The sequence below is a fragment of the Pseudooceanicola spongiae genome (assembly GCF_014899185.1).
Classification (GTDB): domain Bacteria; phylum Pseudomonadota; class Alphaproteobacteria; order Rhodobacterales; family Rhodobacteraceae; genus Pseudooceanicola; species Pseudooceanicola spongiae.
On record NZ_CP045201.1, the window covers coordinates 2,093,914 to 2,113,714 of the forward strand.

At 60.0% G+C, this 19,801-nt stretch carries 22 protein-coding genes; 10 read left to right on the top strand and 12 right to left on the bottom strand.

Annotation, left to right across the window (positions count from 1 at the left end):
- Positions 1 to 3: 3 nt before the first annotated feature.
- Positions 4 to 435 carry a redox-sensitive transcriptional activator SoxR gene (gene soxR / locus F3W81_RS09885; RefSeq protein WP_226941939.1) on the bottom strand — a complete coding sequence of 144 codons (432 nt, stop codon included), beginning with the start codon at positions 433 to 435 and terminating at the stop codon, positions 4 to 6.
- Between the two features lie 384 nt (positions 436 to 819).
- Here soxR and F3W81_RS09890 point away from each other — a divergent pair, with 384 nt between their 5' ends.
- Entirely contained in the window at positions 820 to 1,626 is an 807-nt protein-coding gene (locus tag F3W81_RS09890) for a M90 family metallopeptidase (RefSeq protein ID WP_193083411.1), read from the top strand.
- Between the two features lie 278 nt (positions 1,627 to 1,904).
- Here the strand turns inward: F3W81_RS09890 and F3W81_RS09895 are convergent, their stop codons facing one another.
- The 7 genes from F3W81_RS09895 to F3W81_RS09925 form a co-directional block, all read right to left on the bottom strand.
- Positions 1,905 to 2,651 carry a hypothetical protein gene (locus F3W81_RS09895; protein ID WP_193083412.1) on the bottom strand — a complete coding sequence of 249 codons (747 nt, stop codon included), beginning with the start codon at positions 2,649 to 2,651 and terminating at the stop codon, positions 1,905 to 1,907.
- Positions 2,648 to 2,905 (bottom strand): hypothetical protein, encoded by a 258-nt coding sequence (locus F3W81_RS09900; protein WP_193083413.1) that lies wholly within the window; start codon positions 2,903 to 2,905, stop codon positions 2,648 to 2,650. Before F3W81_RS09900 ends, F3W81_RS09895 begins: the two co-directional genes overlap by 4 nt.
- Positions 2,906 to 2,928: 23 nt before the next feature.
- Positions 2,929 to 3,558, bottom strand: coding sequence for a hypothetical protein (locus F3W81_RS09905; protein ID WP_193083414.1), 630 nt, complete (start codon positions 3,556 to 3,558; stop codon positions 2,929 to 2,931).
- Between the two features lie 199 nt (positions 3,559 to 3,757).
- Complete coding sequence (locus tag F3W81_RS09910) at positions 3,758 to 4,384, bottom strand: hypothetical protein (protein ID WP_193083415.1); 627 nt, start codon at positions 4,382 to 4,384, stop codon at positions 3,758 to 3,760.
- Positions 4,381 to 5,007 carry a hypothetical protein gene (locus tag F3W81_RS09915; RefSeq protein WP_193083416.1) on the bottom strand — a complete coding sequence of 209 codons (627 nt, stop codon included), beginning with the start codon at positions 5,005 to 5,007 and terminating at the stop codon, positions 4,381 to 4,383. The genes F3W81_RS09910 and F3W81_RS09915 overlap by 4 nt, the downstream gene beginning before the upstream one ends.
- Before the next feature lie 59 nt (positions 5,008 to 5,066).
- Positions 5,067 to 5,486, bottom strand: coding sequence for a hypothetical protein (locus F3W81_RS09920; protein ID WP_193083417.1), 420 nt, complete (start codon positions 5,484 to 5,486; stop codon positions 5,067 to 5,069).
- Positions 5,483 to 5,980 (bottom strand): hypothetical protein, encoded by a 498-nt coding sequence (locus F3W81_RS09925; protein ID WP_193083418.1) that lies wholly within the window; start codon positions 5,978 to 5,980, stop codon positions 5,483 to 5,485. Before F3W81_RS09925 ends, F3W81_RS09920 begins: the two co-directional genes overlap by 4 nt.
- Positions 5,981 to 6,390: 410 nt before the next feature.
- Here F3W81_RS09925 and F3W81_RS09930 point away from each other — a divergent pair, with 410 nt between their 5' ends.
- The 8 genes from F3W81_RS09930 (at position 6,391) to F3W81_RS09970 (ending at position 12,309) form a co-directional block, all read left to right on the top strand.
- Positions 6,391 to 6,741 (top strand): helix-turn-helix domain-containing protein, encoded by a 351-nt coding sequence (locus F3W81_RS09930; RefSeq protein ID WP_226941940.1) that lies wholly within the window; start codon positions 6,391 to 6,393, stop codon positions 6,739 to 6,741.
- Between the two features lie 382 nt (positions 6,742 to 7,123).
- Positions 7,124 to 7,396: a hypothetical protein gene (locus F3W81_RS09940; RefSeq protein WP_193083421.1), complete on the top strand. Its 273-nt coding sequence runs from the start codon at positions 7,124 to 7,126 to the stop codon at positions 7,394 to 7,396.
- Between the two features lie 87 nt (positions 7,397 to 7,483).
- Positions 7,484 to 7,687 carry a hypothetical protein gene (locus tag F3W81_RS09945; protein WP_193083422.1) on the top strand — a complete coding sequence of 68 codons (204 nt, stop codon included), beginning with the start codon at positions 7,484 to 7,486 and terminating at the stop codon, positions 7,685 to 7,687.
- Positions 7,684 to 7,959, top strand: a complete 276-nt coding sequence (locus F3W81_RS09950; protein ID WP_193083423.1) for a hypothetical protein — start codon at positions 7,684 to 7,686, stop codon at positions 7,957 to 7,959. The genes F3W81_RS09945 and F3W81_RS09950 overlap by 4 nt, the downstream gene beginning before the upstream one ends.
- Before the next feature lie 218 nt (positions 7,960 to 8,177).
- A complete protein-coding gene (locus F3W81_RS09955) occupies positions 8,178 to 8,453 on the top strand; it encodes a DUF2312 domain-containing protein (RefSeq protein ID WP_226941972.1) in 276 nt (91 codons plus the stop codon).
- Entirely contained in the window at positions 8,453 to 10,246 is a 1,794-nt protein-coding gene (locus tag F3W81_RS09960; protein ID WP_193083424.1) for a DNA cytosine methyltransferase, read from the top strand. The genes F3W81_RS09955 and F3W81_RS09960 overlap by 1 nt, the downstream gene beginning before the upstream one ends.
- A gap of 107 nt (positions 10,247 to 10,353) precedes the next feature.
- Positions 10,354 to 11,706 (top strand): IS1380 family transposase, encoded by a 1,353-nt coding sequence (locus F3W81_RS09965; RefSeq protein WP_193083425.1) that lies wholly within the window; start codon positions 10,354 to 10,356, stop codon positions 11,704 to 11,706.
- Positions 11,707 to 11,940: 234 nt separating this feature from the next.
- A complete protein-coding gene (locus tag F3W81_RS09970) occupies positions 11,941 to 12,309 on the top strand; it encodes a hypothetical protein (protein WP_226941941.1) in 369 nt (122 codons plus the stop codon).
- 407 nt (positions 12,310 to 12,716) lie between these two features.
- On the opposite strand, the gene F3W81_RS09975 is transcribed toward F3W81_RS09970, so the two are convergent.
- The 4 genes from F3W81_RS09975 to rlmF form a co-directional block, all read right to left on the bottom strand.
- Entirely contained in the window at positions 12,717 to 14,306 is a 1,590-nt protein-coding gene (locus tag F3W81_RS09975) for a CHAT domain-containing protein (RefSeq protein ID WP_193083427.1), read from the bottom strand.
- A 73-nt stretch (positions 14,307 to 14,379) separates the two neighbouring features.
- On the bottom strand, positions 14,380 to 15,315 hold the full coding sequence (locus F3W81_RS09980) for a winged helix-turn-helix domain-containing protein (protein WP_193083428.1): 936 nt from the start codon (positions 15,313 to 15,315) through the stop codon (positions 14,380 to 14,382).
- A 500-nt stretch (positions 15,316 to 15,815) separates the two neighbouring features.
- Positions 15,816 to 16,307: a hypothetical protein gene (locus F3W81_RS09985; RefSeq protein ID WP_193083429.1), complete on the bottom strand. Its 492-nt coding sequence runs from the start codon at positions 16,305 to 16,307 to the stop codon at positions 15,816 to 15,818.
- 294 nt (positions 16,308 to 16,601) lie between these two features.
- A complete protein-coding gene (rlmF, locus tag F3W81_RS09990) occupies positions 16,602 to 17,507 on the bottom strand; it encodes a 23S rRNA (adenine(1618)-N(6))-methyltransferase RlmF (RefSeq protein WP_193083430.1) in 906 nt (301 codons plus the stop codon).
- 397 nt (positions 17,508 to 17,904) lie between these two features.
- On the opposite strand from rlmF, the gene F3W81_RS09995 reads away from it, so the two are divergent.
- On the top strand, positions 17,905 to 19,797 hold the full coding sequence (locus tag F3W81_RS09995; RefSeq protein WP_193083431.1) for a hypothetical protein: 1,893 nt from the start codon (positions 17,905 to 17,907) through the stop codon (positions 19,795 to 19,797).
- The last annotated feature ends 4 nt before the right edge of the window (positions 19,798 to 19,801 follow it).

Sequence of the window (19,801 nt, forward strand, 5' to 3'; positions counted from 1 at the left end):
CCCTTAGTCCAGCAGCACCGGCCCAGCCCCCGCCTTTGCCAGCACGTCGGAGGGATTGCGCAGGGGGCAGACTTTCATCGACAGGCATCCGCAGCCGATGCAGCCTTGCAGGTCATCGCGCAGCTGCGTGAGCGCAGTGATGCGTTCCTGCAGCTGATCTTTCCAGCCCGCGGAAAACCGACGCCATTCCTGAGCGGTTGGGGCGCGGTCTTCCGGCAGGGACGACAGTGTTTCCTTGATCTCAGCAAGGGAAACGCCCGCCCGCTGCGCAATACGGATGATCGCGACAAGGCGGAGCATATCACGAGGATAACGGCGCTGATTGCCCGCGGTGCGGCGCGCCCTCAGCAGCCCCTTCGTCTCGTAGAAGTGCAAGGTCGACACGGCCACACCAGAGCGCTTGGCCATCTCACCAACCGTCAGTTCGTCTTTCATCTTGGCACCTTGCAACCTCGACATTGCCTAAGGTTTTTACGGCACTCACCCTTTCTCACAAGCATATTCGACCTAAAATCGACGCTCAAAATTTCGCATGATCTCAATCATAGCCGAGGTTGTTCTGCGCTCCTGCAACACGTTCATGAAGGCAGCAGAATGTCTTGCCCCAGACAACCGCCGCCTGCCTTTGGCCATTATTGGCCATGATTCGACATCCGGTCCCTCGAAGACATGATCGCCGTTGCAGCTGGTGACCTGGTCGGACGTCGCCACGACAACACGGAGTCGGCGCATCGAAGCTGGACGGATGCCGCTGGTTGTTTCGAGCCGAAAACTATCTAGCTGTTGCAAGTCGTGTCCGGCCATCAAGGGACCCTTTCCATGGCAGTTTTCGTTTTTCTGATCGCACTCGCAGGCGGCTTCGCCATCCGGCACTGGTCGAGACATCGGGCCCGCGCGAACCTACTGGCGTCCGCCCTGACGCCACCTCAGCGCGCCATCATCGCCGAGCAGGTCCCCCTTGCCCGCAAGCTCCCGCCCGAATTGCACGCGACCTTTGAAGGCAAGATCAACGCCTTCCTGAACCAGATCGAATTTACCGGCTGCAACGGCTTGGAGGTGACCGAGGAGATGCGACTCTCCATCGCCGCGCAAGCCTGCCTTTTGGTGGTCAACACCGACACCTGGTACGATCATCTCAGCACAATTTTGATCTACCCCGGCGCCTTCAAATCACGGCAGACCCGGCATGAGGGCTATGTCGTCACCGAACGCGAAACCGTGCGCACCGGCGAAAGCTGGTCCCGGGGTCCGGTCGTGCTGTCCTGGGCGCATAGCCAGCAGGGCGCCCTAAATGACCATGACGGCCACAATGTCGTCCTGCATGAATTCGCCCACCAGATCGACGACCTGTCCGGCCATACCGACGGTGTGCCGAATCTGGCCGCAGATCAAAGTTTCGCCAAATGGCGACACAGCTTCGTCACTGCCTACGAACAGCACGTCCAGCATGTCGAGGCGGGCCGCAAAACGGTCTTTGATCCCTACGGGGCTGAGGGGCAGGAAGAGTTTTTCGCCGTCGCGGTCGAGGCTTTCTTTGAAACCCCGCAGGAGGTTAAACGCCTCGAGCCCGCCGTCTACGCAGAGCTTGCCCTGCTGTTCCGACTGGACCCGGCAACTTGGGACTAAGCCGTCCCTGCGAAATCGCGGCAAGTCCACGCTGCTCGCTGCCCGGCCGCCGTAGCACACCGCCTTGCTGATTAGAGAACTGGCTCGGGGAAACTAAACAGCAGGGGAGAAGTGGAAAATCCGCACGAGAGCAGCAGGTTTCTTAGGCTCACCCACTCCCTAACCTCTTCCAAAGTGGTCTTTTTTCTCCAATTCGGCGCGTACGAAAACAACTGTTATGTAACCGGTCAACGTGTCTTCGCCCAGATTTTCAGATACCCCCCCGGTCGGGCGCGCCCTCAGGCGGCCCAGATCGACTGCGGCCCATCGCCGAAGTGCGCCACCTGCAGCACCTGCCCGCGCGCCGGGCCCATCATGCGCTCCAGCGCTTCGGCCAGAGCCTCGGTGCAGCTGCGCCGCGCGGTCCCGCTCAGCGCCCAGTTTGCCCGCTCCAGGATCTCCGACACCGACTGCTCGCTCAGGCAAATCTGATCGACCAGCTGACGGTCTGGGATGTTGACCCGGGTGCCGCGCACAGAGGGGCGCACCCGGCGCACCTTCAGGCTGACGCCGCTGCCGATGCGGGCGTGCAACAGCGCCAGACGGCGGCCGTCGCGGATCACCGCATCCATGTAGCCGCCACCTGCGCCGCCGCTCCCCGAACCGCCGACCAGCCCGTCATAGCGCGCGCCCCGCATGCCGGAGGCCGCATGGCGCTCTGTCAGATCGCGATAATACCGGCCCATGGCGATCTGGCTGGCCGTCAGCGGATGCGGCTTGCCCGCCCGCAGCGCCTGCACCGCCATGCGATCGAAGGCGTCGATCTCGCGGATAGCCTTGCGCCCGCGATAGCCAGAGGGGCGCGACGTGCCATCCGGCCCGTGCTGGACGGGCTCGACCACCCGGAAGGCACCGCGCGCCGGCGCCTCAGGGATCTCGCTGCCGCAGGCGTCGGGCACATGGCCGCGCGCCCGCACCCGTGCGATCCGCACCGCCTCTGCCTCGCGTTGCTCTGCCCTTTGCTGTGTCGAGATCCGTGCGCTCATGCTGCACCCCCTTTGCTGCCCGTCGTGTCGATGATGTCCTCTGCCAGCGTCGGATCCTGCCAGTCCGGATCCCGCTTGGCGCTCCTGAGCCGGGTCCGGCCGCGTGCGCGGGCGCGCGTCACAGCTTCGTTCGCGCGGCCCATCCGCCCCTCCGACCAAGTCAGCCGCTCCGGCTGCACCCGCGCCGACAGTGGCCGGCACAAATCCGCGAGGCTCGGCGTCCCCATCTCTCCAGCCCGGTCTTTCTTTTGCATCGCCCTGCCCTTCTGTTGCTGTGTCATGCCGCCTGCCCGCCTGTCTCTGCCCCGGCGGCCCGGATCATCTCGCGCGCTTGCACCTCGTGGCGCTGGTAACCCGCGAGCCAGGCTTCCTCCGCCGGATCCACCGCGAGGCCGTGATCGAGGCGATCCCGCAGCCGCGCCACCCGGTCCCGCATCTCGCCCGCCCGGCTCACGATCAGGCGGCGCTCGCCGTCGTTCATCGGCGGGCGGTGCTTGTGCAGCCAGAACCGGAACTCCGCCACCAGCCGCCCGCCCGCCTCGGCCTGCCGACCGGCGGCGCTGCCAAACCAGCTCGCCAGCCCGGGCAGTTCGCTGAGCGGGCGCGGCTGCGCCAGCTGGCCATAGGCGACGAAGGTGGCATGGGCGGGCCAGAAGCAGCGCCCGCTGCCCTCGCCCTTGCTGCGCAGGGTGCTGCAGACCCGGATCAGGTTGTCATCGCCGAGATAGGCCAGATCGTCGGCGATCCGGTCGAGGCGGCGCTGCCCCTCCTCGGCGCTGATCCCCTTCGGCCAGCGAAAGCCGATCTCTGCCAAAGGTCGCAGCAGCAACCGGCGCACCCGGTCGCGCTTGCTCTCTGCCCGTTCGCCCTCCGCTTGCGCGGCCTCTGTGGTGTGGTGCTGCGTCATGGCCCTGCCCTTTCTCTGCCAGATCCCGAGTTATCCACATGCCCTGTCGCTGAATGGAGGGCGTTGCGTTGTTCTCTTTTCTTTTTCATTTCTTTTCCTCTTATCTCCTCTCATGCAGACGACAGAACGCACGTAGTTCTGTCAGGTTGTGAGCAGTTCTGTCCGACGGACAGAATGGGACAGACTTGTTGGACTGCGCTCAGAACCGCGCCGAGGTCTGCCGGGTCAGGGCTTCGACGCCTTCGAGGATGCGCGGGCTGGTGCGGTTGCCAGCCGGATAGGCCTCATCCAGCCAGCGATGCAGGCCCACAAGGAAGCGCTCCTGCCCGGCGATATTGCCCATGCCCATGGCATCGACCGTCTTGCGCAGCCGGGTGATGGCCTGCCGCTCGCGATCTGCGGCGGCGCGGTCGGCGGCCTTGTCGCGCTGGCCTAGGGCATCCAGCGCGACTTCTGTGACCTCCGGGTGCATCAGGCGCACCGTGTTGCCGACCAGACAGGTGCGCCAGCCGTCCAGCGGCGACGGATCGCGGCGCGAGAAACTCTCCCATGTTTGCAGCGGCATGCTCAGCAGCGCGGCGATCAGCACCGGGCGCACCGGCAGGGTGCCGACCGGGTCCTGCTCCTGTGCCCGGCACCGCAGCGCCAGTGCGACACCCTGCACATCCCAATCACCGCTGGCCGAGGTCAGCAGGAAGAAGTCCGAGTTCAGCCAGCGGTCATGATGGAACTTGAAGTAGTAGTGGCTCTCTAGCCGGGTCCCGGAGGCGATCGGGTACTGTTCCAGATCCTCGCTGCCGGTAGGTTTAAGTTGCGCGAGGCTCATGCCGCCCCCTTCTGCGCCCGGCGCAGAGCTTGCGGGCCAACCGCCGCGCGGATGCTGGCAAGGCTGGCCGCCATCGTGGCGGCGTCGCGGTGCAGCGCCTCGCGCTCCTGGCACAGTTCCGCCAGGGCTTTCTCCAGCTTTGTCTCCGCCGCTTGCAGCGCCGCAATCTGCGCGCTCAGGCTGGCGATCTCGTCATTGCCACCGTCGGCGCCGAAGAACTCTTCGCGGATCTGCGCCACCCAGCCGGGCCGCTGGGGAAAGCCCAGCACCTCGGCGACAACCGCATCGGTGTCGCCCTTGCGATAGCGCCCCGCTGTCGTGTCGTAGCTCTCGCCGAGAAGTTCCATGATCTGCCGCTTCTGTTCCCGCGTCGGCTTGGGCGGCGCCTCGGTAGCCACCGTCACCGGCACCACCGCATGCGCGCGGCGCCGGGCCTCGCAGGTCGGGCACCGCAGCGTGCCGCCGACCTCCGCCCAGCCGCGCAGGCCAAGCTTGCGCCGCGCCTCCGCAAAATCGCCCCGCGCGCAGGGAAACACTTCCTCCTGCATGCAGCTGTCGCAAATTGCCTGCATGCGGGCCTGTCCGCGTTGTCCTTTGGCCGGGCTGACATCGTTGATCGACATGCCTGTCCTCCTTTCTCTCGCCCGCTCACCGGGCTGTTGTGATGCGTTTGCGCGCGCCGTCAGGCCGCGCGCTGGCGGATGAAGACGCTGTGCAAATGGGTGGATGTGGCGAGGCGCGCCGCCAGATCGGCCAGCCCGCCGGGGCGCGCCACCGCCTGATCGACCAGCGCCGCCACCGCCTCGCCCTCGACCCCGGCCAGGGCACAGGTCATGTAAAAATCGCGGCTGTGGATCCAGCCAGAAGGCGCCATCCCAAGATTGCGCTGTGCCGGGGTCGGCTTGAGGCGCGGGCTCAGCAGATCCTCGACCGCGTCGCGCAGGCAGGCCATCAGCATCGCCTGCCACAGCCGCTGGCACGCCACCGCATCCCCGGCCTCGCGCCGCGTGGCCCAATCTTCGGGCCAGTCGGGTCGGGTGTTGTTCAGATCGTCGGTGTCGGTTTCCGGGCGCTCCGAAACCATCGCCAGCGCCGCCGTCATTGGCCACGCGCCTGCGCCGAGACCACAGACACCCCGGCCTTGGCCAGCAGCGCCGCGCGAAAGTGCATCGCGGCCGAGACCATCTTGTCGATCTCAACCACCTGCGCCAACGCCTCCTTAGGGGTGTAATCCTGCGGGTTCTCCGAACTTGCCGAATGTGCCTCGCCATGGCGTTGCAGCACATCCGAGAAGTCCCGCGTGATCTGGTAGATGTCCGAGGCCAGCCGCCCCTCGACCTCCAGCGGATGGAACACCCCGCCACCAAGAGCTGCAAAGTGCTGCGCGATCGGCACCGCCGCCTTCGGCGAGATCCGCCCCAGCCGGTCGAGGTAGTTCACGCCCAACCCGCCGGGACGCTGTTCGGACAACTCGGTGCCATGGGACAACGTAGACACCCCGACGCCGAGATCATTGGCGACGGCCTCAAGGCCGCCCCCGGCTCTCATCGAGGACTGGACCGCCGACTGAATCGACGCAGGGCGTACGTTACGCATGGGGAAACTCTCCTGACGGTTTCGCGGGACAAGTCGTGCCCTGTGGGGCAAAACCTATCCAAGCGCGGTCGGTTGATTGGGGGCGGAAGATGAAATTGAAAGCCTGCAGACACCCACATGAGCCGCCACGCTTGGACACCTCTATGCTCAAGGCAGGCTGGTTTTTTGTGATGTGTAACCGCATGTGATCAGCGAGCTTGAATGTGGGAGCCGACTTCGGCTTCATCCATCGCTCCCAAGTGACAACGCCTCCAGAGCCAGCGCATTGAACCACCCATGCAGATGAAGTTGATGCGATCACATCGTTGATGAACTGTTCCATAGAAAATACGATTAGTATTTTAATCCCACATCAGTCAAGGGATTTTAATCCGCTACTCAGCAGCGATGGCCCGGATGATAATACCGGGATGACGCAAAGAGATTTCGCAGAGAAACTGCGCCAGCTGATCGATGAGGACCCGAAACTGACGCCCGCTGGCCTGGCCATAAAAGCGGGCTTGAGCAGTGCAACTATCCGAAAATTGCTATCGGGTGAGAACCGAAACCCGAGGATCGATACTGCAGAAAAGATCTGCCAAGCTTTAGGGACGACCTACGAAGACTTCATGCGTGAGAAACCTGTCCCGGAAGAGACCGAGATATTGGACCTAGTTAAAAGGCTTTCTCCAGAGCAGCGTCGGCGCTTGCTAGGCTATGGAGAAGCTCTCCTAGATATATCAGAATCGCTTTCAAGCACTGACACGAGGGCTCGGAAGTAGTATATTTTTACTAATCCTGAATTGACATAGTATTTTTATACCATATTGTTCACCTCCATCACATGATGGAGCCTCAGATGCATCCCCCTACCCTCGCCGACTACTACGCCCACATCTGCACCACTGATCTGATCGCGCGCTCCCCTGCGGCCAGAGCGGCAAACTGGGCATCCGCCAAGGCTGCCCATGGCCAAGAGATCGCGCCCAACCGGCTCGCTCGCTTAATACCCCAACACGTTCAAACCATCTCCGCCCGCGGTCGCACCCTCGGTCAGACCATGCCAGCCGTTGGCACCGTCGCTGAACAGATCCAGCCCCACTGCCAGCGCACCCAGCAGCGTCTCGCCGAGATCATCGCGCGGCGGACCAGCGGAGGTGCGGCATGACGCTTGATGCTCTGCACAACCGCTTGGCCGCGTTCCTGACCAACCTCGAATGCCTGGACATCGCCGGTCAGCGCGACGCGTTGGTCAGCGAGATCGTCGAGACCGGGGGTCGCTATGACGCGCCGCCCGAAACGCCCCATGCGCTCCACCTGTTCGAGATCAGCCTGCATGGCGTCAGCGCCTCCGGGGCCGACGAAGCCGACGCCTTCCGCGCCTGGAAGCGTGCCGCGCACACGATGACCTTCGAAGGCGCACAAGCCGAGGCGTAAACGCCCGGCCCCTCTTCCATCCATCATTTTCAACCGGCGCACTTCAGCGCTGACGGCCGCATGTCCTGCTGGCCGATGGAGATCCCTATGTCTGGCAACCCGATCAGCACGACATCGACAACCCTGTCACTATGGCAGCGGACGCTGAACTCCCTTGCCGGCCGCTCGGTCCGCTCGCAGCGCATCCTCATCGTGCTGGCTAGCCTGATCCTGTTCTACGGCACTGGCTTCGCAGTTTGGCGGCACATCGTGTGGCCGCTGTTGTCCGCTCTTGCGGGGGTGCAGGCATGACCCGCACCGCCAGACGCCCCGCCTTCACAGATCTGCCCGCCGGGACGCAGGCTGCCTTGCTCTGCAAGGATGCGCGCTTCCAGCGTTTCGCAGCGGAGCAATGCGGCTGCGACAGCCCGTTCACCGAGTACTTCACCGCAGCATGGCTGCGCGACCAGTGCAACATTCTCAGCCGCGCCGACCTGCACAGCGATGCGCAGGCCCTCGCTAAATTCAACATCCTGATCACCGAGTTCGACGCCTGGACGGGCAAGATCTCAGTCCCGCGCTAGGAGCCGCCATGTCCGAAGCACCTGCCCCAAAATGGCACACGTTCGCCGCCATAAGCGCGATTGCAGCCATCGCCGCATGGTCCGCTCTTGAAGCGCCAAAGCGCAACGATCCCGCCAATGCCGCAGGCATGCGCGATGTCTGCGCAAAGCTCGATTGCGCCATCTATCCCAGCCCGAAGGGACACCCCATGTCTGACTACCCCACCGGCAAGACGCCGATGAAAGAGACCGTGGCCGACAAGGCTGTCCGCGATAATGCCTTCCGCGTCACCGGCGCCGAGCTGCGCGCTTTCATCGAACGCATCGAGCGGCTGGCGGCCGAGAAGAAAGACCTCGCAGACCAGCAGAAGGAGGTCTTCGCAGAAGCCAAAGGCCGGGGCTACGACACCAAGATCATCCGCCGCGTCATCGCCCTGCGCAAGCGCCAGCCCGACGACATTGCCGAGGAAGAAGCGGTGCTGGCGATGTACAAAGAAGCCTTGGGGATGGCCTGATGGATGGCTCGGACCTCTTCGGTATTCTGGCGGACACCTCGCCGGTTCCTATAATATCCGGCGCCCGCCCGCTGATCGTCGACAGCTTCGCGGGCGGCGGTGGCGCCAGCACCGGCATCGAGATGGCCCTTGGGCGCAGTCCGGATATCGCGATCAACCACAATGCCGCCGCGCTGGCGCTGCATGCCGCGAACCATCCGGAGACCCTGCACCTCTCCGAGAACGTCTTCCGGGTCGATCCGCTCGACCACCTGCAGGGCCAGCACATCGGGCTGATGTGGTTCAGCCCGGACTGCAAGCACTTCTCCAAGGCCAAGGGCGGCAAGCCGGTCGAACGGAACATCCGCGATCTCGCCTGGATCATTCCCGGCTGGATCGATCGGCTGCAGCGCAAGGGAGGCCGCGTTGATGTCGTGATTATGGAGAACGTCGAGGAGTGGAAGGACTGGGGCCCGCTGGTGGAAACGCCGCGCGGGTTGATGCCCTGCCCGGACCGGCGCGGCGAGACCTTCCGGGCGTGGCAAAAGCAGATCCGACGTCTCGGCGGCAAGATGCAGACGCGCGAGCTGCGTGGCTGCGACTACGGCGCGCCGACCATCCGCAAGCGTCTGTTCGTCATCATCCGCTTCGACGGCAGGCCCATCGTCTGGCCCGCGCCGACCCATGGCGCGCCCGACTGCGCCGGCGTCTGCAGCGGAAAACTGAAACCTTGGCGCGCAGCGGCTGAGTGCATCGACTGGTCGCTGCCCTGCCCCTCGATCTTCGACACCTCCGCCGAGATCGTGGCAAAACACGGCCTGCGCGCCAAGCGCCCTCTGGCCGCCAACACCCTCGCCCGTATCGCACGCGGGATGAAACGCTATGTGCTGGACGCCGAGCGCCCCTTCCTTGTCAATCTCACCCACGGCGGTCGGGTTGAAGATCTCGTCGCCCCAAGCCTGACGCGGTTCAACGGCGGTGCTACGGGATCAGACCTGCGCGCCCCGGCGCCAACGATCACCGCCAACAGCTGGATCAAGCGCCCCGGCGGCGCGGCGCCGCTGGGTCTGTTGGCACCCTCCCTCATGTCACTGAAGGGCACAGCCCGGCGCGACAGCGCGGTCACGGCGCCGCATCCAACTGTGCTGGCCGGCGGTGGACACAGCGCGCTGATCGCGCCTGTCCTCACCTACGCCCAGCAGGGTGGAAACTGCCGCCCGGCAACCCTGCCCCATTCCACCATCTGCGCCAGTCGCAAGGATCAGAACGCCGTCATCATCCCGACGCTGGCACAGCGACCCGTCGCGACCTTCTTCGCCAAATACTACGGCACAGGCGATGGCGCCCGCACCGATACGCCCTGCCACACAATCACCGTCAAGGATCGCATGGCGCATGTTCAGGCTGCTTTGCAGGTGCCGCCGTTTACGCAGGAGCACGCGCCCCGCGCTCATGCGGTGGCCGAGTTCCTGCGCGCCCATGGCGTATGGGACGGCGGCGATGTCGTGACGCTGGAGATCGATGGCACCACCTATGTCGTCACCGACATCGGGTTGCGCATGCTCACGCCGCGCGAGCTGTTCAACGCTCAGGGCTTTCCGCCGGACTATGTCATCGACGCTCACTGGCAGGAAACAGACGACGCTTGGGAGTTCAGGCCCTTCACCAAGGACGTCCAGGTCAGCTGCTGCGGCAACAGCGTGTGCCCGCCCTTAGCCGAAGCGCTGGTCAGGGCGAATTGCGCCGAGCTCTCTGAAGCTGTAAAAATACCCGTAACAAGGGAAACGATGGATGAAAGCATGAATCGACACTGAGCAAAGCTTTGATCCCGCATTCCCCAAGTAAGCCGCTGATTTCGCTGTCCTGCCTGTGACATTTTTTATATAAAACATGAGGTTGACGGCTGCGAGGGGCGTGTTTCATGGATCACCCAGAGGGTGCGAGTTTGCAGCGGGCAAATCGGGTCGATTTCGACGCTCGCGTGCGGCTGGAATTTCGAGGTGCGCAGATCAGTTCGGACGGAGGCCTGCTTGTGATGCGCGAGCTTGATGACGCGCTCGGGCTGTCTGATCTGGCATCAAGAGTGTTGCGCGACACCCGACGGGGTAAGAACACGATCCATCGTCTTGACGGGTTGTTCCGGCAATCGGTGTTCGGACGACTGGCCGGGTACGAGGATGTGAACGACGCCGACCGCTTGGGCCTGGATCCGGTCATGCGCCAGGTCGTGGGTGGCCGTGCCGTCGATGCACAAGCGGCCTCCGCCTCGCAGATGGGACGGTTCGAGACCGAGACACTGGCCTTGGCCGAGAACCGGACGGCGCTGGCCGACCTGAACGGGCAATGGATCGACCGGTTTCATGACCGCAACGGGCTCAAGTACATCGTGCTCGACATGGACAGCTCGGTCAGCCCCACCCACGGCGATCAGGAGGGGTCCGCCTGGAACGGGCATTTCGACTGCACCTGCTACCACCCGAACTTTCTGTTCAACCAGTTCGGAATGCTGGAACGCTGCGCCCTGCGCAATGGCAATGTCCACAGCGCCGATGGCTGGCGGGACGTCCTTGATCCGGTGATCGCCCGGTATGCCACGCGGGACATCCTGCGGTTCTTCCGGGCCGATGCCGCCTATGCGATCCCGGCGATCTATGCGCGCCTGGAAGAAGCAGGCTATTTCTACGCTATCCGGTTGCCCGCCAACAATGTCCTGCGCGAGAAGATCGCGCACCGGCTGACGCGGCCCGTAGGGCGGCCCTCCCAGACCAAGGTGAAGCGGTTCTTCGAGGATTTCCACTATCAGGCGTCGTCTTGGGACAAGGAGCGCCGCGTCATCGCCAAGATAGAATGGCACCCGGCCGAGCTGTTCCCGCGTGTGGGCTTCATCGTCACCAACCTGCCGATGGAGCCAGACTGGGTGGTGCGGTTCTACAACCAGCGCGGCACCGCCGAGCAGCACATCAAGGAAGGCAAACATGCCTTCCACTGGACACGGCTCTCATGCCGGAAGTTCCGCGACAACGAGGTCCGGCTGCACCTGCACGCGCTGGCCTACAACCTGGCCACCTTCTTGCGCTGCATCGAGTTGCCCCAGGCCATTGCGGACTGGTCGTTGACCAGCCTCCAACTGAAGCTGATCAAGATCGGGGCGCGTGTGGTACGTCACGCCCGCGCCATCACCTTCCAGTTGGCCGAGGTGGCCGTCACCGGCCCGATGGTGCGCGCCATCCTCGCCGCCATCCGCCGTCTTCGAGCGCCACCGCTATGCGCATGACAGCGATCCAGATCCAAACTGAACGAAAGCGGCAGGACGGGTCTGCCCGATGCGCTGAAAAACACCACCGCCGGGCAAGAACGTGGTGGCTTCAACGCCAAATCCGCCCAGTTCCAAGAGCCTGCGCGAACGCAGACGCCTCTCGGGGCGAAAATGCTTGTCCAGAGGGCAGATTCAGTCGATTTTAGCGTCAGAGGGCACGCCACTTGGAGAATGTCTGTTAATAAGGTTGGAATGATGTCGCTGGCGCTACAAGCAATAAAATATAAGATCTGGCTTCAGCTTCTGGCAGTCGGTCTAGGCGTTCTTTTATATTTGGTCGAACAGGATACAGCCGTCCTGTTCGCGATTGCCTCAATATTGTTAGTGATAGGAATTTTGTACTTATTTCTGATAGGCTTGCGGCAAGGTTATGTTTGGTTCGCTATCCTGTTTGCCATTCTGTGCGCATTCAATTTTATGCTCAACGTGACGGGTGGATTGAGCATTGGCCGCATTTTCCACTTTGTTGACGCAGTTCTTTCATTCGTAGCAATATGCGGGATCGTGATTTGGTTTCGCGAACGACGAAAGTTAGAAAAAAGCGGCGACAGATTTGAATAGTTTCCATGCAAAAATGGGGACTGTTGCATTAACCGACATTGACGACGCTGATAGGTGAGAGCTGGCCAATTACACGGCCAGCCCAAACAAGGCGTTGACGAAGGCGATCTCGCCCCGGACGCCCGGCTCCCTGCTTTGGATATGCCCGTTGATCACTTAGTTTTCAGCCGTGCGCTCCGGCATGAAATCTCGGCCGCAGGCCAGACTATATGTCAAAGATAACCATTCACACCCATCGACGAGGCAGAGATGCGCAGGAAGCTTCCGTTCTAAAGGAGCCCCTTGAACGAAGTCTGAAAGGAGCGAACGGCACAGAGCCGACGTTCGCGCCAAGCGTTTCGAAACCCAGTTGTTACGATATCACAATGGCTCATTCATTCTCACCCGAGGCCTTACGAAGGCATGCTCTACCGCACCAGAAGTTTATAAGCGTCGGCTGATTTAGGACTTTTGAAAGCCACCTCAGTCGTCCCCATTTCGAAGGCCTGCTCATAGCCCATGCCAGCAGCAATACTCTGATAGAAAAGATAGCTGAAACGTGCGGCCGTTTCGTCATTTACCGCACCTGTCGAGCCCACAACGCAATCTACGTAAGGAAGACACTTCTGAGCCACATCATCAGCGTAGCATGCGTGAAGCACGAGGCACTCAATGTCGCGGTATGCCTTCAAAACCCGAGCAAGTAGATCACCGTCAAGCGGGGCTGTGCTGCCATCTTCCGTCTCGAAGAGTAGTACTCCGGGAGCGCCGTGCCCGCTGAAATGGAGGATCGCCGGGCGTTGGCGCACGAGCTCCTGTTGGATCTGGTTGAGCTGAGCGGCATAGATGCTGTCAAACGCAAGCGGGCGTTTCTGACTCGGCATTGCTGCCATTCGTTCGCGAAGCGCGGCAACCTCTTTGTCTGGACGAATTAGCCGTTGGTCATTGGGCGTCGCAGTCATGATCAGTACTTTCGTCTTTGCTTGTTCTTTGATCATTCTGATTAATCCTCCATGCGCGTTCAAGTCGTCCCCGAATAGGTCCGCGACAACCGGATCTTCCCGATGAAGCTTATTATGAAGAGGCTTGCCCTCAGCTCCTCGCAGCACATGCCGTCGCACATCGCCACCCTCCGAGGCAAGTTCAATCGCGGTTTCCTCATACGAAGGTAAGCAATCGGCATATCGACCGAAGTGCTCGGCGAGCAGCACTCGGACGCGCGGCTCGGCTTCGGTTCTAGCCCAGTCGAGCGTGATGTCCCCAAGTCCGTCGTAGTAGCTTCGCAATAAACCCTTCGCTAGACCCTCTCGGGCCAAGACGGAGTGATAGCTACTTCCTGCAAGGATTAGGTCCTGTCGTTCGGTCGGGTCAGATATTTTCGATGCGCCGAGCTCAAGCAGTTTTGCTTGGACATTATCTGGCTCGGCCTCGGTCCGCTCAAAGGGGATACCCAAGTGCTCAAGGCCGAGGGCACGGTTCTCCGTGACGGCCCAAATGCTGTATTGCCGTACGATTGCGTCATCGTGCTGTCCCAAGGCACGCACGAGCTGGCCGTTATCGTATCGCGGGTGCAGTAGGTGCTTGATGTCTCGATTTAGCCCGATAACGATCAGTGCGAGTTTAAGGAGTTCCGCATCGGCTAGATCAATATCGATACTCAGCTGGACGTTCCCGAGCTGCGCGGCGGTGACGGTTTGCATTGCGGCGAGCGTCCGTATCTCAGGAGAAACGGGCGCTTTCAAAGAAAGTGCAGGTATGGCGCCACGGTAGAGCTTGGCAAGGGCGGCGATGGCCGCGCCGACGATCTCAGGGTCTTCAGCATGCCGGGTAAGCGCAACGGTGACGCTATTTGCTGCACCTTGTTGCGTACCAATGCGCGCGATGGTGTTAAGGGCCCATCGGATGACTTTTTGATCGCCGGCGTTAACGGCCAAATACCCCGCCAGAACCTCGAAATCACGACGAGCCTCGGGCGACAGAGAGTGGCCGCTTCGGCACCGGCGGCAAAGCTCTTGCAAGGCGGCCTTCTGTCGTCGAACGTCTGAGCTATTAAGCTCAAATTTCAGGAAAGCGACTTCGAGGTCACTAATTCTAGTCGTGGACAAATTCTGCTTGACCCTTCGCTGTAAGCCATCCAAGAAGTCTCGCACTCCAAGGCTCGAAATCGTTAATGTCATTCGGTGGCGCGGACGTTTTAAGCCAGCTAGGGTCATTCAGTGAAAGGCGCTTAGTCGTAGGCTCAAACCAATCGGGGCTGTCCCAGCGAAGAACGATCACTAAATCGAGATCGCCCTGCAGGTCGGCTAGTGCGGTTACACACTCAATTTTCGGTACCTGCTCTGCGGAGTCCTCGAATGTGGCGAGGGAAAGATCGAGGTCCTGAGTAAGGACGCCGACCGCACAATCGAGAACTCCGAGGCGGTCGGTCGAAAAAAGTGATACATCTTCAGCAGCAAGAGCTCCAGGGAACCCAATCGACCGTCGGTTGGCAAATGTGTCACGATCGTCGCGATAGCGCCCAAGTCGATATGAAAGCACCTCACTGCCTCGTCGGACAATCGAGAATGTCCATATCGCGCAATAGCCGTGCTTCTTCATATCCTTAGGCTGCATCACGGTAAGGCCACCGGACCCATCCAAACGTTCGGAGAACTCCGACATCGAAATGCTAGTGTTTTCAAGCGATGCGACCATCGTGCGGCGTATGGCGAGGCTGTCGGGTCGCTTAAGGTCGCGCGTCCGTCGCCGGGCGGGAAATTCGATCTTCCACTTTGCAGGATAGTCAGGATCGTTAAGGAACTCTTTCAGTGCGTACTGTCCCGGCTCAGTGCGGTAAAAAATAGATCCCTCTCGGTCGCGAAGAATGTCTTCACTTAGACGAGCCTGCAAAGTCTTTTGCTGAGTTTTTCCAAAGAGGTGAGCTGGTAGGATTTCGGCTTTTTGCGCAGTAGCCAATATCGACTTAGCTCCCATGGGGCGCCGCCGTGCGCGAAGTACGATTCTGGCGATGTCGAGATATGAATCCACGGTTACCCCCAGTGGCAGGATGATAAAGGACACTATACTTAGCAAGGTCTGACTGCACAATGATGGACTGATTGCTAACTTTATCCACTACCTGCACACCCCTGCCCGCCTAGCGATTTGCAGCATCACCTGCAGAAGACTCGCCTGGTTGAGCGACCGCCTTCGTGATTGTAGGCTGTGAAAGTCGCGGCTGCGGGATTAAGGATGCTGCACGAGGCACGAAGGTCGAGAAAGGGCTGCGAACGGTCATGCTTCCTGGGATGCTTGGACCTCAGCAACGTATTATTTCGGGCTCTGCAGATTGTGTTTCCCGGAGATATTGGTGCGGAGCGAAAGCCCCACCGTTGCCGATCATCTTTGACGCTATGAGCCCTAGGTGTTTAGCTCCGACGTCTCTGCCCTAGAACCATGTCGCCTGCCTAGGCAGGCCAAAAGCACCGCGTGGCCCGCCCTTCAAGTCGTACGATCAACGTCCGGCAGGAGGGAGTGAAGGTCAGACACTAGCTGATCCCATGGAAGAAAATGTCGATCTCCAGTGCCAGACCCACATCGAATTCACTGAGCTCGGGCCCAGTCCAGCTGTGCTGCTCGAGGTCATCAAGGAAGTCCCGGCGTTTCTGCTCGTCGCTCGGCTCCAAGGGCAGTGCTCCGGCGGCACGCAGCAGGTCGATCCGCTTGTGGACCTCGCGCATGGCTGAGAAGGCTTCCATCATCATCGGCATCAGGCGCGGGTCTTTCCGCCAAGACTGACCTGCGAAGACCTCCTGAACGACACGGTTGCCGGCGCCCAGGCAATCATAGGCGACACAGCCGGGAAAACCTTCCTGCGTCAACCTGTCATGAATCGAGCAACTGTGCCCTGAGAGGTTCCGGCAAGGTTCCTCGGGGTTCTTGGAAAATGCGAAATCCTTGCCTTTGTCGAAGGCCAGCACGACGCAGCAAAGCGCCGCGCATTTTGAACAGTCGGTCTTGAGATGGTCGGTCTGGGGCATTGTCTCTTTCGGTTTTCAACGGACCTCCCAAGGGAGGGTGTCCTGCCATCGTATCCCGCGAAATGCCTCTGAGATTCAAGATCCGGCCTTTCTCCCACCATTTCGTATCAGGCCGCGCGACCGCAACGCGCAGGAAGCGAGCAGTGCCAAAGAACGAATTCGCTGAAGGCAATATGGAGAGAATGGGCCGGAGCCGACATCGGCCGAGCGCGTTGTACTACGCCGCAGCTTCCGACTGGCCCATCAGCATTGAGTAACTGCGCTGGCACTGACCTGCCACTTAACCGTATCCACCTACAAGGATCTCTGCCGTTCAGGATAGTACGTCCAGGCGATAAACCGGCTGGTCTTCTGGCCCTGCGCCATTTCGACAACCTTGAGCTCGGCAACCTTCGCTTTGTTCAGCAGTCTGAAGAGTGGCTTGAGGTTGTCTTTTTTGGACACCAGGCAAGTGAACCACAGGCACTGCTCGGCAATATTCATGCTCTGCTCAATCATTCTGGCGATGAAGCCGATTTCACCACCTGGGCACCAAAGTTCAGCATTCTGGCCGCCAAAATTGAGCTCGGCAGAGTGACCCTTGCCAAGATTTCGCCACTTTCGTCGCGTGCCCTCTTCAGCCTGCGCAAGCGACGCATGAAACGGTGGGTTGCATAGGGTTACATGGAAAATATCACCAGGGCCAACGACGCCTTGAAAGATATCCTCCGGGTTGTTCTGACGTCTGAGCCTGATTTTCAGCTCGTTTCGCTGGCATATCTGTCGTGCCGACTTGATCGAGACCGGGTCGATATCGACGCCGGTGAAGTCCCAGCCATATTCATGCTGACCTGTCAGCGGATACACGAGGCTGGCACCGGTCCCGATGTCCAACGCCTTGATCTCGGGACCGTGCGGGATCTCCTTGCCATTACTCTCGGCAAGAAGATCCGCCAGGTAGTGGATGTAATCGACGCGGCCCGGGATCGGGGGGCACAGAAAGGAGGCAGGAATATCCCAGAAATCAACTTCATAGTGCGTCATCAAGAGCGCTCGATTTAGCATACGGACCGCGTCCATGTCCTGAAAATTGATCGTCATCTGACCGCGCGGGTTTCGCTTGGTGAATGCCTCCAGTTCGGGAGATTTCACGATCAGGCGTTCAAAGTCGTACCCCTCCCGGTGTTGGTTGCGGGGGTGCAACATGGATTTGATAGCCATGGAAAACCTTCTAGCCTACTGGTGCAGGCAGCTCGCCCGACAGGGTGTCATGATTAGAGCTTCGTAGCCGCTTAAGGAATACCTGAACGGCCCTCCGCTACCATTGACGCAGAACGCGACTAAGTCCGCAGCCAGCCCTTCTACGACCTTCGTGCCAAGTACAGAATGAAATGGGGCCACCGACACGAAGGGCGGAAAGCTGACTTTCGCTGCGATTGCGCGCCGATCAGACCAGCATGGCCAAAGCAGACCTAGGGAATAGCTTTCTGAGCATTGAATAACTACAGTTTCAGTGGCTTGTGCGCCGAAGTGGATTAGAGTGGCGCATGCAATGCCCAAGTGCGATTCTTCCACTCGTAGCGTCCATGTTAAATTCGGAACCAAATAGAGAGATGCAATGCCTGATAGTCGGAATCGTATATTTGTGTCCGTTGCCGTCTCTAAGCCCGACGGCGACCTCGGTGAGCTGCCGGGGGTGATTAGGGCATCTGAGCGGATGGCAGCGTGGGCCGATGCTCACGATTATATCCCCTTGCTTATTAACGATAATGACTTCCCAGAAGTCACAATAGAATTGCTGCGCACTGAGATTTCCAAGGTAATTAAGGAAGTCACCAATCGGTCAGCACTGCGCCGCATAGTTATCTTTTTTGCTGGCCACGGCGCTTCCTTTGGCATTGACGACCAAAGCTGGATGCTTAGCAACTGGGACAAGCGACCGACCGAAGCCGTGAAGGTTTCTTCATTGCAGCGAATGCTCGAATACTATGGACCAGAACAAGTAACAATCATTGGTGATGCCTGCCAAGAATTCTCCGCTAAGTTTATTGAGGTCGTTGGCAGCCCAGTTCTCGACAAGCCAGCAGAAGAACGTAGGGACTACGAGCTAGATCGCTTTTTTCCAGTCGACGCCGGCAGCCAAGCCTTCATGATAAAAGCGAATGGCGAAGAACAGGCTTTTTGTCTTTTCACCGAGGTGATGCTCGACATACTGGAAGGCGATGCCCCTGAGAAATACTTCGAAACAATAGACGGCAGCCGCCACGTGACGAGCCAGACGCTGGCTATGTATCTAAAAGACAACTTAGCAACTGAGGCAGGCAAGTATGGCGTCATTATGAATCCACGCCCGAGACCGGGCTTCTACACTGATCGAATTTACTACTCACTACCGAAACAAGACATGCCAGCTAGTTCAAAACCACTGAGAGCACGTGGATCGTCTACCGACCGTATCATCCTACCCTTAGACTCTGTTGATTATCGTTCACCATTCGGCAGATCTGTGCCTCGATTAGCGCTGACCGAAAGATCCGATCAAGCGCATGCTGGCGAGCTTGCAGAAGCGCTTAAGGAGACGCATTTTACAAATGAACGTGACTATGCAGCTGCGGCCTACGACGAAGTTAGTGATTACTTCGAGACAGGCTGCGGTATCTGTTTCAGCGGCGCTGAAATCAACAAGGTCCACGCTTCACGTGGATCGCTCTCGCAGGAATATTTACCTCCGAACTGGTATCGACTGGAACTTAGTAACGACCACGATCCATTATTGTGGGCCGACGTGGTTGTTGAACATGGCGACGGCAACTCTTCTTCTGCCTGCATCGTTCAAAATTTCATCACTGCTATACATGTTTTCGAGCAGGGCAGAACTAATGTGCTGCATCGAAAACTCTTTGCGTCTGTCAAAGAGGGTCAGGACATTATCTCACTGCTCGGCAGGATGCATGCGGGGTTACTGACTGAAAACGAAATCGTTGATTCTGCTGCGTTTCTGCGGTGGGGAAAACATGAAGTGATAACTGTGGGAGTGGTTGCCTCGCAATTTTACGATTCGATACGTGATACTGAGAGTCTGCGTTCTATCGCCGCATTCTATGCAAAAAACAATCAACCAATACCACTCGACATCGTTTTGTTCGGCGGAGGGCGATTGTTTTTCAGGGATGGTTCTCTGTACGCTAACGTCCCTGCTACGCCTTTGAGAGAACCTCGTTCGGAAGTCGAGCGCGAGCGAAATTACACGTTTAGTGCGACGAAGGAAGTATTTGAACACCCCGTTGCAGGGCGAGTGCCCTGGATGCGTCAGGCATGGGGCGCGATCGAAACGGCTGATTGTCACGAAAGTGCTAAAGAGTGGCGTGCCCTCGCTTTGCGTGTATTGCCACACCTTGGCGCGGGACCTTTTACCTTGGTGAAGCGCGAGGGACGAGACGCGCTACTGGCGCTCGCTGGCATAGTTACCCGCCGAGAAGAAGATACTGGTACAATGCGGGCAATGGATTGACCGA

What these genes read in the sequence shown, in the direction of transcription:
- soxR (WP_226941939.1), bottom strand. Translation starts at nt 435, where the DNA reads ATGAAAGACGAACTGACGGTTGGTGAGATGGCCAAGCGCTCTGGTGTG.
- F3W81_RS09890 (WP_193083411.1), top strand. Translation starts at nt 820, where the DNA reads ATGGCAGTTTTCGTTTTTCTGATCGCACTCGCAGGCGGCTTCGCCATC.
- F3W81_RS09895 (WP_193083412.1), bottom strand. Translation starts at nt 2,651, where the DNA reads ATGAGCGCACGGATCTCGACACAGCAAAGGGCAGAGCAACGCGAGGCA.
- F3W81_RS09900 (WP_193083413.1), bottom strand. Translation starts at nt 2,905, where the DNA reads ATGCAAAAGAAAGACCGGGCTGGAGAGATGGGGACGCCGAGCCTCGCG.
- F3W81_RS09905 (WP_193083414.1), bottom strand. Translation starts at nt 3,558, where the DNA reads ATGACGCAGCACCACACCACAGAGGCCGCGCAAGCGGAGGGCGAACGG.
- F3W81_RS09910 (WP_193083415.1), bottom strand. Translation starts at nt 4,384, where the DNA reads ATGAGCCTCGCGCAACTTAAACCTACCGGCAGCGAGGATCTGGAACAG.
- F3W81_RS09915 (WP_193083416.1), bottom strand. Translation starts at nt 5,007, where the DNA reads ATGTCGATCAACGATGTCAGCCCGGCCAAAGGACAACGCGGACAGGCC.
- F3W81_RS09920 (WP_193083417.1), bottom strand. Translation starts at nt 5,486, where the DNA reads ATGACGGCGGCGCTGGCGATGGTTTCGGAGCGCCCGGAAACCGACACC.
- F3W81_RS09925 (WP_193083418.1), bottom strand. Translation starts at nt 5,980, where the DNA reads ATGCGTAACGTACGCCCTGCGTCGATTCAGTCGGCGGTCCAGTCCTCG.
- F3W81_RS09930 (WP_226941940.1), top strand. Translation starts at nt 6,391, where the DNA reads ATGACGCAAAGAGATTTCGCAGAGAAACTGCGCCAGCTGATCGATGAG.
- F3W81_RS09940 (WP_193083421.1), top strand. Translation starts at nt 7,124, where the DNA reads ATGACGCTTGATGCTCTGCACAACCGCTTGGCCGCGTTCCTGACCAAC.
- F3W81_RS09945 (WP_193083422.1), top strand. Translation starts at nt 7,484, where the DNA reads ATGTCTGGCAACCCGATCAGCACGACATCGACAACCCTGTCACTATGG.
- F3W81_RS09950 (WP_193083423.1), top strand. Translation starts at nt 7,684, where the DNA reads ATGACCCGCACCGCCAGACGCCCCGCCTTCACAGATCTGCCCGCCGGG.
- F3W81_RS09955 (WP_226941972.1), top strand. Translation starts at nt 8,178, where the DNA reads ATGAAAGAGACCGTGGCCGACAAGGCTGTCCGCGATAATGCCTTCCGC.
- F3W81_RS09960 (WP_193083424.1), top strand. Translation starts at nt 8,453, where the DNA reads ATGGATGGCTCGGACCTCTTCGGTATTCTGGCGGACACCTCGCCGGTT.
- F3W81_RS09965 (WP_193083425.1), top strand. Translation starts at nt 10,354, where the DNA reads ATGGATCACCCAGAGGGTGCGAGTTTGCAGCGGGCAAATCGGGTCGAT.
- F3W81_RS09970 (WP_226941941.1), top strand. Translation starts at nt 11,941, where the DNA reads ATGATGTCGCTGGCGCTACAAGCAATAAAATATAAGATCTGGCTTCAG.
- F3W81_RS09985 (WP_193083429.1), bottom strand. Translation starts at nt 16,307, where the DNA reads ATGCCCCAGACCGACCATCTCAAGACCGACTGTTCAAAATGCGCGGCG.
- rlmF (WP_193083430.1), bottom strand. Translation starts at nt 17,507, where the DNA reads ATGGCTATCAAATCCATGTTGCACCCCCGCAACCAACACCGGGAGGGG.
- F3W81_RS09995 (WP_193083431.1), top strand. Translation starts at nt 17,905, where the DNA reads ATGCCTGATAGTCGGAATCGTATATTTGTGTCCGTTGCCGTCTCTAAG.